Here is a 10291-nt window from a genome sequence, read left to right on the forward strand (position 1 = left end):
GAGGATCAACCATTTCGCGGGCATTCTTAAGTGATGCACCGAGGGCGTTTCGCGGGCACTTTTCGTGATGCTTGCCGTTGGGTTGACTCCAATCGCCACAAGTGTCACGATTGCCCTTGCATGCACCTCGCTAGGTGAGGCGTCTGCACGGATACAGGCCACTGACCTCGAACGTCGAAAGACGCCCAGGGTCAGGACAGCTCTTCCCGGCTTAAGGGTTGAGCCCAAGTGGCTTCCGGCTTTGGCTAGCCGGATACGCCGTGTGGTGCCAAAGCTCTGACGAGAGGGGTGCCGCGCTCAGTTGTTCCCCTGAGCTCTCACCCCGTGTGCAATCTGCCTGGCATCCCCGTGTGCCCTGGCCCTGAGGAGGTGAGAGCGAGATGAGTCCCGGCGATAGTCCGTATCCGAGTCCGACGAGCATTTCGTTCCGATCCGACCCCGGCGCCTTTTTCGCCTTCTGAACGGGTTCGCCTGATTCTCTAGTTGCGCGGCTCCGCATTTGGAGACGTGGGGATAGAGCACGCGAAAAACAACATCGATCCGGGTTGGGTCCTTCGTCCTGGAGAAGTTTGATGTCCGTTTGCGATCACCCGTGCAGCTGTGCAGGCTACGACCCCCGGGCAGTGCCACGCGAACACCGCACCCGCAACCGGCAACTGCTCATTGCCACAGCGGAGGAGAAATTCTGCAAGCGACGAATCACACTCGAGCACAACATGATTCAGTGCCCCAGTCCGGACATGACGATGCCGGCACAGGTGATGGCAGTCCACCGCTCAGGTACCGCGACTTCGGCCACCGGCGCCGCCAGCACTATCACAGCCGATGAGGAAAGAGGCCTGCGATGACCGTCGCCTTGGACTTTGCAACGCTGCCGCCCGAAATCAATTCCGCCCGCATGTATTCCGGGCCCGGCTCGGGCCCGATGCTTGCCGCGGCCTCGGCCTGGAAAGGACTGGCAGCGGAATTGCGTGCCACCGCATTGTCCTATCACTCGATACTCGCGGCGCTCACGGGCGAAGAATGGTACGGCCCCGCATCGGCATCGATGGCAGCCGCCGCCGCGCCCTACATCGCGTGGATGAGCACCACCGCCGTTCAGGCAGAACAGACCGCGGTACAAGCCGAGGCCGCCGCGGCAGCGTACGAAGCCGCCTTCGCCGCGACCGTCCCTCCGCCGGTGATCGCGGCCAACCGTACCCAGCTGATGGCGTTGATCGCCACAAATATCCTGGGCCAGAACACCCCGGCCATCGCAGCAACCGAGGCCCAGTACGCCGAAATGTGGGCCCAAGATGCCATGGCGATGTACGGCTACGCCGGATCCTCGGCTGCCGCTACACAGGTGAGCCCGTTCGTCGAGCCACAGCAGTCAACCAACCCCAGCGGGCTGGCCGCCCAGGCGGCCGCGGTCACCGAGGCCGCCGGCAACTCGGCCGGCAATCAGCCGAGCACACTGTCTGAGCTGATTTCCATGGTTCCTAGTGCATTGCAGGGACTTTCGGGACCTAACAGCTCATCCTGGCTGCAGGTGATTTGGGACCTGCTGACCGGGTCCGGGCCTTCATGGTGGCAGACTTTATGGAACGTCTGGGGGCCCAACGCCAACGTCTGGAACACCATATCTTCGAGCGGGCTCTTTTTGCCTGGTAGCACAATTGGTCCTTTTCTGGCCATGTTGGGCGGTGCAGCGGCCGCGGATATGGCTCAGGACGCCATGGGGGCGGCCGCAACCGGCGGGATTGGCAGCGCACTGACGGCCCCGCTCGGGTCCATGGGCGGGCTGGGAGGCGCTGTTTCGGCCGGCTTGGGCAATGCGGGGATTGTCGGCAAGCTGTCGGTGCCGCCGGCGTGGACCGCGGCAGCGCCACTGCACAGCCCGCTTGGTTCGGCTTTGGGAGGGACGCCGATGGTCGCACCTCCGCCGGCCCTGGCAGCCGGTATGCCCGGTATGCCGTTCGGCAATATGGCCGGTCAGCCCTTCGGACGTGCTGTGCCCCAGTACGGCTTCCGCCCCACCTTCGTCGCGCGACCTCCCGCGGCGGGCTGACTGCGCAATCCCGGTGCGCCGCAAATAGCACCGCTGCCTTGCTGCTGCAGAGTGGGCAGGTCACGGGATCGTCCTTCGCAGGGATTTTCCAGCATTCACTCAGGCGAGTGCCAACCAGTTGTGAGTACCTATCCATCAGGTCGTGGGTAGCCTGTTTCCTTTCGACGTAAGGAGCGCACGTCATGACGATCAGGGATGGATACGGAAGCGTCGACGTCAGCCTTGGGCGGCCGGGGCGCGGACTGTCGTAACGTTCAGGCGCGTTGTGAGCAGACCAGGCTTTTTGCCGTCTGAGTCAATCCCGGCCATGCCGCGGCGCTACCCAAATGATGCCTGAAAACGATTCAACGTCAGCAGTGGTTTTACCGGCAGATATACTTCGCCATGGCCGCATTTATTGAGATATGAGTGGCGCGCCGATTCTCTTCGGCGATGACAGCCGATCGTATTGATGGACGCACGTAAAATACGGCTGGATTTGCTCTGTTCGCGCTTTGATCCGTGCCGCGTCCGCGGGTGATCGGACCACTTTATTAGCCTTTCTCGATCGAGTAGTCAAGAGGACTTCTCTGGCCGACCTCTCCGGGAGAAGTGATAGGTACGCTGAGATTTCTCGGGTGTTTGACGGTGCAGTGACGCTTATTTTTAACGTCGTGATTACACATCGGGAACGCAATGCAAATAATTATTGTGCAGTATGACGGTGGTGGCCGCTTGGGGGCGGCCACAATCGCACTCTGGACCAGCAGAAGATTCATACCGAGAGGACCTAGATCGACGCAAGCGCGCGGAATCAATCGTGACACGGTCGACGGGTCGAATAATGAGATCGGTAAGAGCTGATCCAATTTACGTACGGAACTACACGGCCGTGATTACTATGGCGGTCAGCGGAGAACCACCGGAGGCAGCAAGTGATAGATTTCGGGGCGCTTCCGCCGGAGATCAACTCGGGGCGGATGTATGTGGGGGCGGGCACTGGCCCGATGTTGGCGGCAGCTGCGGCCTGGGCGGAGTTGGCTGCCGAGTTGCAGTCCATGGCCGCCTCGTTTAAGTCGATCATCGAGAGCCTGACGATCGGACCGTGGACGGGTCCGTCGTCGATCACGATGGCAGCCGCAGCTGCGCCGTACCTGGCGTGGATCAACACCACGGGCGTCCAAGCGGAGGAAGCCGCCGCCCAGGCCACCGTGGCCGCAGCCGCCTACGAGACGGCATTTGCGGCGACGGTGCCCCCGCCGGTGATCGCGGCCAACCGAGCGTTGCTGATGACGTTGATCGCCACCAACATTCTTGGGCAGAACACCCCGGCGATCGCTGCCACCGAGGCCGAATACCTGGAAATGTGGGCTCAAGACGCCGCCGCGATGTATGCCTATGCCAGCTCCTCGGCCATGGCCTCTCAGCTAACACCGTTTGGCGAGCCGCCACAGACCACGAACCCGTCGGCAGCGGCGACTCAATCCGCCGCGGTGGGGCAAGCAACCGGTACCGCTGCGGCCTCCGACATCACGTCCCAGCTGTCCCAGCTGATGGCCTCGGTGCCGAACGCGCTGCAAAGCCTGGCCTCGACCACGTCGTTGCCGACGGCCGCGCCGTCTTTGCCGGGATCCCTGTTCCCGTTGCCGCCCTTGCCGCCGTGGCTGGCAACCGATCTCGATAACTGGGACATCATCATGGCGGCCCTGACTGGGCCTTATTCGCTGCAGGGCCTCGTTTCGATACCGGGTGGCCCGTTCCTGTCCTTCGGCCAGGTCTACGCCTATGCGCAGAACGGGCAGGGTCTGCAGGCCTTCTTCGCCCCTGCCAAACCAATCACCGGGGCCTTGGCGCCGATCGCTGATTCCCTGGGCGCAAACCTGACGTCCACCAGCGTAGGTAGTGGTGGTGGACCGGTTACCGGGGCGATTGGGCGGGCGGCTCTGGTGGGCAGCATGTCGGTGCCACAGGGTTGGACGCAAGCCGCCCCCGCGATGCGATTGGTCTCCTCGCTGCTGCCCACCAACTTGGCGGCTGCCCCGGCCGCGGCGTTTTCCGGCGAGGCCGGCGTGTTCGGCCAGATGGCCCTGTCGAGCTTGGCCGGCCGCGCCCTGGCTGCTACCACTTTCGGCTCCGCAGGCAGTGGTACGGCAAATTCATTGGGCGGCGTAGTCGCCGAGGCCGACTCCGCCACCGCCACCATCATCGTTATTCCAGCGCTCGACGAATGACGGCGGAGACTGCGATGACTGCCGTCACAACGGTCCACGACTCAACGTGGGCCACTCAGCGCACCCGGCCAGGTAAGGGGTAAAGACGTGTTCTACGCAGCACTTCCACCGGAGATCAATTCGGGCCGGATGTACAGCGGCCCGGGCTCGGGCCCGATGCATGCCGCCGCGGCGGCCTGGGACGCGCTGGCCGCCGAATTGCAGTCCATCGCCGCCGCCTACTCGTCGGTTATCGACAGCCTGACCAGCGGGCCGTGGGTAGGTCCGTCGGCGCTGGCCATGGCGGCCGCGGCCGCACCCTATGTGACGTGGCTGCAGGGCACCGCCGCACAGGCCGCACAAGCGGCGACTCAGGCGGCCGCGGCGGCCGGCGCCTATGAAACGGCGTTCGCCGCGCACGTGCCGCCGGTGGAGATCGCGGCCAACCGCAGTCAACTGGCGTCGCTGGTGGCGACCAACATCTTTGGCCAGAACACCCCGGCGATCGCGGCTACCGAGGCGCAATACGGCCAAATGTGGGTCCAAGACGCCGTCGCGATGGACGGCTATGCCGGCTCGTCGGCGGCTGCTGGCCAGCTGACGCCGTTCAGCGAGCCGCCGCAAGTTGTCAACGCGGCCGGACTGGCCAGCCAGGCCGCTGCGGCCGGCCAAGCCGCCGGAACCTCGGCCGGTACTGCCGCGCAGTCCGTCCTGGCTTCGGGCGATCCACTTTCATGGCTGCTGCAAATCGGTGCCGACCTCAGCACCGCCTACGCAAAGGCGATGACGGACCTGGTGAACGGCATCTTCGGACCAACCGCAGCAGCGGACTATCTCCGCCTGTTTTTGGCCATCAGGGGTCCACTCAGCTTCACCACGGTGTTCAACTGCATCGGTTTGCTGGTGAACTTCCCCGCATCACAGTTCCTCAAGTTCGCCCCGCACTCGGCTGCGGGCGGACTTGGCGCAATCCCGAAAGAGGGGCTGGGCGCCGGGCTTGGGCTGGCGCCGCACTGGGGGCGAGGCTGGCTGACCGGCGCGACATCGGGCGACGTGTCGGCGCACTGGGGACGCGGTACCCTCGTCGGGTCGTTGAGCGTTCCACCCAGCTGGGCGACAGCCACGCCCGCTATCAGGACCGTGGCCGCCGCATTATCGGCCGCCGGACCGGAGGCCGTGCCAGCCGCCGCTCTCGGCGAGGGAGGACTACTCAGCTCGACGGCGCTGGCGGGCATGCTCGGAAGTGCCCTTGGCGCCGGTGCTCCCAGCGCCGTCAGCGGCACCGGGGTCCGCGGCCGTATCACCCCGCTCAAAGACCTCAAGGACGCCACGTCGCCGGACAAACTCAAGCGTCTGGTCGCGCAGATATCGGAGAAGCCTGAAAGCGTCCAGCATCACAGCGTCGACCCCGAAGGCCTTGACAATCTGCTCGAGCAACTGGCTAAGAAGCCGGGCATTCACGCAGTGCACCTGTCCAAGGGCGACAAACCCAAAGTGGTGCCCTCGGATGCACAGCTGGGATGATAAGTGGCTGGAGCTCTATGTTGATCGACTTTGATGCCAAGGGCCGTAACGGCACGGCCAGTCTACGGCCTGGTGTGGTTGTGGTGTCGACGTTGGTCGCGGCAAAAGCATTACCGGACAGGGTAGTTCGGATATCAACCAAAATCAGAACCGGGCAACCGCAAGCTACCGGGGACGGAGGAATCAAAATCATGAAGAAGCTGCTAACGCTACTGGCCCTGCCGGCCATGATCGGACTCGCGGCACCTGCCTATGCCGATCCGCCAGAGCCCAGCGCTGCTGACGACGCGGGCTTCCTTGCCGCACTGCAACAAGCCGGCATCACCTATCCGAATGCGGCGGCAGCGATCGGATCCGCCCAGGCGGTATGCGGGTGCCTGGATAACGGCGAAGCGGGACTGCAAGTCGTCCACGATGTGAAGGTCCACAATCCCGGATTCAATATGGAGGCCGCATCGCAGTTCGCGGTGATCTCGGCGAAATACTACTGCCCGTACCACCTCAGCCACGTCTGATACTCCACGGGGTTGGGCGAGGAGCCGTGCGGGGCCGGCCCGCCACGGGCCATGCCACTCTGACCGATTCGACGTGACCTGGCTCTTGTGCGTCCTTGCCCGGACTCAAATCGCTTGAGGTCCAGCACTTTTCGCGTGCTGGTCAGTGAAGCAATGCAACAGGTTCGCCCGCTCGCCACCCGTCGTTAACCGCCATATGCTTAGCTGCCGTCGCCCTCGCACTGGGAGAGAAGGGAACGCAGTGCCGTGCAGAACCTCAGCATCGCCGAATTCACGCTCCGGCTCGCCGTCGGCGTAGGCTGCGGGGCCCTGATCGGCCTCGAGCGGCAGTGGCGGGCGCGCATGGCCGGGCTGCGTACCAATGCTCTGGTGGCCACCGGAGCGACCCTTTTCGTGTTGTATGCGGCCGCCACCGAGGACAGCAGTCCGACCCGGGTCGCGTCGTACGTGGTATCGGGCATCGGGTTTCTAGGTGGTGGGGTCATTCTGCGGGAAGGGTTCAACGTGCGCGGCCTCAACACCGCTGCCACCTTGTGGTGCTCGGCTGCGGTCGGTGTGCTCGCCGCCTCCGGGCACCTGGTATTCGCGTTGATCGCCACCGCCACCGTCGTCACCATCCATCTCTTCGGCCGCCCGCTGGGGCGGCTGATCGACCACGACAACACCGTCGAAGAAGACGAAAGCCTACGGCCCTACCAGCTGCAGGTGCTCTGCCGCCCCAAGTCCGCGAAGTATGTGCGCGCTCAGATCGTGCAACACACAGCTCGCAACGACATCACGCTGCGCGGCATCCACACCGGCACAGCCACCGACGACAACATCGCGTTGACCGCTCACCTACTGATGGACGGCCACACACCGGCCAAGCTGGAGCGGTTGGTGGCCGAACTTTCCTTGCAACCGGGCATTTACGCAGTGCACTGGTATGCCGGTGAACAAACCAATCCGATGTTGCCGATGTCGCCGTCGGAGTGACTTGACGTCCACGCGGGGACCGCTCAGGGCTGGGCCTGCAGTGCTGGCGCGGCGGCGGCCAGCAGGTCGGCGCGGTTTCGGGTCAGCGGCGGGTAGATGCGCCGGGTGTTGATCGTCTGTTTGGTCGCCTTGGCCTCGGCGCCACGCGACACCACTTCGCGATCCCACCCTTCGGTGTACACCGCGCCCGCTGGTCCCAAGTCGAGAACCGTTACATACCAAGGGATTCGAAGTGCCAACAGCGGCTCGCCGAAAAGGTCGCTGATCACGTTATAGCCGGCGTAGCGGCCCATCGGCCGTCCGTGCTGACACGACATCACCGACACGTGCTCGTCATCCACCTCGGCAACGGCTACGTCACCGGCAGCAAAGACGGCTGGTACGCCCACCACCCGCAGGTAGTCGTCGACCTCGACGCGACCCAGTCGATCGCGGGTCGCCGGTAGTTGCCCGGTAAGCGAATTGGCCCGCAGGCCGGCGCACCACACGACGGTGGCCGCTGCGATGTGCTCACCCGACGAGAGCGATACGCCCGACGCACTGATGTCCGTCACGCTGACCGCGGTCCTGGTCTCGACGCCATTGTCTGCCAGGGCTTGCTCGATCACCGGCCGCGCTGAGCCGCCCATATCGGAGCCGACGAACGGGTTGTGGTCAACCAGCACCACCCGGGGAGCCACCTCACTATGGACGAACAGCGCCCTCAGCCGGCTCGGCATCTCACAGGCTGTCTCGATACCGGTCAGTCCCGCGCCGACCACCACCACGGTCCCCGCTCCGATCGTCGCAGGACCATCGGCGAGCCTTTTGAGGTGGTGCTGCAGCCGGACGGCGCCGTCGTAGGTATCGACATCGAATCCGAACTCGCGAAGACCCGGTACGTCGGGCTTGACCAGTCGACTGCCCGCCGCGAGCACCAATCGGTCGTAGCGATATGTCTGGCCACTCGACGCGGTGACCTCGCGTGCGCCGGCGTCGATTCCGGTCACGTCCGCGATGACATGCCCAACGCCGGCCGGATCGAGCACGTCGGCGAGTGGGATACGGCAGGCACTCAGGTCGGCTTCGTAGTTGCGCACCCTGATGTCGTGGAACGGTTTGTCGCTCAACACGGTGATGTCCACCGTCCCCGGCGCGACGGCAAGCTGATCGAGTCGTCGGGCAGCGCCCAATGCCGCCCACAGTCCCGCGAACCCGGAGCCGATCACCACTACGCGGGTCAACCGGTCAGCGCCTGAGGCATCCGGGTCACCGTCGCGTTGGCTTTGTGGCTGGTCGAGAGCATCCAACCGGGTAACCTCCGTCGATCAGGGTCGAGCGCTTGACCGTTTCGGCCGGCTCGCTGCGGGTATTCGGGCCAGTCGATGCGCGCACAGCCCACAGCGCGAATCCCATCACACCGGAGGTGCTCCCGCATGGCCGAAATGCTTGTCGAGACGCCACAAGAAGTGGTCAAGTTTCTCAAAGCTCAGCACGATCTGATCAACGACATGTTCGACGACGTACTGCAAGCGTCGGACCCCACAGCTCGCGAGATCGCCTTTCATGACTTGCGCCAGCTCCTGGCTTTGCACGAGACCGCCGAGGAGCTGATCATTCATCCCCGCGTCCGTCGCGAGGCTGCTTTCGGCGATGAGATCGCGGATGCGCAGACTACGAGAAGAGCATTGAAAAGCTCGACATCGCCTCGCAGGAGTTCATCGACGAGCTCACCAACCTGCGGCAGGCGGTGGTAGAACAAGCCGAACGTGAGGAGAACGAAGAGTTCACCACATTGCAGCGGCAACTCGATGCCGACGAGCGGCAGCGCATGACAAAGGCGGTGCAAGTGGCCGAGGCTCTCGCCACCGACGATGCCACACCCCGGCGTGGAGTCGGCGAAGCTGAATTGTGCCGTTGGGCCTTTCGCGTCGCTGCTCGACCGTGCCGGTGATGTGATCTCGAAGGCGATCGGCTAGCCCGACCCGGACCCTTGGGCCGCTGACCGGATTATCAGTAGTCTGTCTAACGTGAGTGCTTTGACGGGCTTATGGTCCGTGCTGCCCGCGGAGTTGCGGGACCCGGCGTTGTTCGCCATTCCTTTTTTTCTCTTTCTTTTGGCCCTCGAATGGACCGCCGCCCGCAAACTGGAACGAATCGAGGCGGCCGCCACCGAAAGGCCCAGGCCGGCCACCGGCGCCTACCTCACCCGTGATTCCTTGGCAAGCATCTCGATGGGGCTGGTTTCGATTGCCACCACCGCCGCGTGGAAGGGCCTGGCTTTGCTGGGCTACGCGGCAATCTATGCCTATGTTGCCCCGTGGCACCTTTCAGCGGGCCAGTGGTACACCTGGGTGATTGCCATCGTCGGAGTTGACTTGCTCTATTACACTTACCACCGGATCGCTCACCGGGTCCGGTTGATCTGGGCTACCCACCAAGCCCACCACTCCAGCGAGTACTTCAACTTTGCCACTGCGCTCCGCCAGAAGTGGAACAACAGCGGCGAGATCCTCATGTGGGTGCCGCTGCCGCTCTTAGGTGTGCCGCCCTGGATGGTGTTCTTCGCCTTCTCGGTGAGCTTGATCTACCAGTTCTGGGTGCACACCGAACGGATCAACAAGCTGCCGAGGTGGTTCGAGTTCATTTTCAACACGCCGTCGCATCACCGGGTGCACCACGGGATGGACCAGATCTACCTGGACAAGAACTACGGGGGCATCCTGATCATCTGGGATCGGCTGTTCGGTAGTTTCCAGGCCGAGGTTTTCCGCCCCCATTACGGCCTGACCAAGCAGGTAAACACCTTCAACATCTGGAAACTGCAGACGTACGAATATTTGGCGATCGCACGCGACTGCCGATCCGCGACGCGGCTGCGTGATCGGCTCGGCTACATCTTCGGACCTCCGGGCTGGCAGCCGTGCGGGGCCGCTGCCCCAGCCGACGGCGCCGTGGCTGTCGCCTCGTCGCGGTAGCGGCGCCTAGGAGGGCTCTGAACAACGGGGCGTGATGGGGCGGGAAGAACGCCGACAAGGCCGTTTCTTCGGCAGTAGGTC

Annotated in this window: 7 protein-coding genes, 1 pseudogene and 1 riboswitch; of the genes and pseudogenes, 7 read left to right on the forward strand and 1 reads right to left on the reverse strand. The window is 64.0% G+C overall.

Annotated elements, in window-relative coordinates; all coding sequences use genetic code 11:
• The first annotated feature begins 119 nt into the window (after positions 1–119).
• Positions 120–295: riboswitch (M-box (ykoK) riboswitch) on the forward strand.
• Between the two features lie 549 nt (positions 296–844).
• The 5 genes from AWC07_RS23490 (at position 845) to AWC07_RS23510 (ending at position 7253) form a co-directional block, all read left to right on the forward strand.
• A complete protein-coding gene (locus tag AWC07_RS23490) occupies positions 845–2050 on the forward strand; it encodes a PPE family protein (RefSeq protein ID WP_036408705.1) in 1206 nt (401 codons plus the stop codon).
• A 914-nt stretch (positions 2051–2964) separates the two neighbouring features.
• A complete protein-coding gene (locus AWC07_RS23495) occupies positions 2965–4260 on the forward strand; it encodes a PPE family protein (RefSeq protein WP_036408708.1) in 1296 nt (431 codons plus the stop codon).
• A gap of 87 nt (positions 4261–4347) precedes the next feature.
• Complete coding sequence (locus AWC07_RS23500) at positions 4348–5763, forward strand: PPE family protein (RefSeq protein WP_036408711.1); 1416 nt, start codon at positions 4348–4350, stop codon at positions 5761–5763.
• Between the two features lie 191 nt (positions 5764–5954).
• Entirely contained in the window at positions 5955–6278 is a 324-nt protein-coding gene (locus AWC07_RS23505; RefSeq protein ID WP_036408720.1) for a DUF732 domain-containing protein, read from the forward strand.
• Positions 6279–6524: 246 nt separating this feature from the next.
• Positions 6525–7253 (forward strand): MgtC/SapB family protein, encoded by a 729-nt coding sequence (locus AWC07_RS23510; RefSeq protein WP_036408713.1) that lies wholly within the window; start codon positions 6525–6527, stop codon positions 7251–7253.
• 23 nt (positions 7254–7276) lie between these two features.
• Here the strand turns inward: AWC07_RS23510 and AWC07_RS23515 are convergent, their stop codons facing one another.
• On the reverse strand, positions 7277–8476 hold the full coding sequence (locus AWC07_RS23515; RefSeq protein ID WP_036408723.1) for an NAD(P)/FAD-dependent oxidoreductase: 1200 nt from the start codon (positions 8474–8476) through the stop codon (positions 7277–7279).
• Positions 8477–8668: 192 nt separating this feature from the next.
• Here AWC07_RS23515 and AWC07_RS23520 point away from each other — a divergent pair.
• Both AWC07_RS23520 and AWC07_RS23525 read left to right on the forward strand, forming a co-directional pair.
• Positions 8669–9211: pseudogene (locus AWC07_RS23520) on the forward strand (hemerythrin domain-containing protein).
• 51 nt (positions 9212–9262) lie between these two features.
• Positions 9263–10210: a sterol desaturase family protein gene (locus AWC07_RS23525; protein ID WP_036408716.1), complete on the forward strand. Its 948-nt coding sequence runs from the start codon at positions 9263–9265 to the stop codon at positions 10208–10210.
• Positions 10211–10291: the final 81 nt, after the last annotated feature.

Origin of the sequence: Mycobacterium gastri, assembly GCF_002102175.1 — a bacterium.
GTDB classification, from domain to species: Bacteria; Actinomycetota; Actinomycetes; order Mycobacteriales; family Mycobacteriaceae; genus Mycobacterium; species Mycobacterium gastri.

Bases quoted from the DNA above. Each gene is read 5' to 3' on its own strand.
- AWC07_RS23490 (WP_036408705.1), top strand. From the start codon at position 845: ATGACCGTCGCCTTGGACTTTGCAACGCTGCCGCCCGAAATCAATTCC.
- AWC07_RS23505 (WP_036408720.1), top strand. From the start codon at position 5,955: ATGAAGAAGCTGCTAACGCTACTGGCCCTGCCGGCCATGATCGGACTC.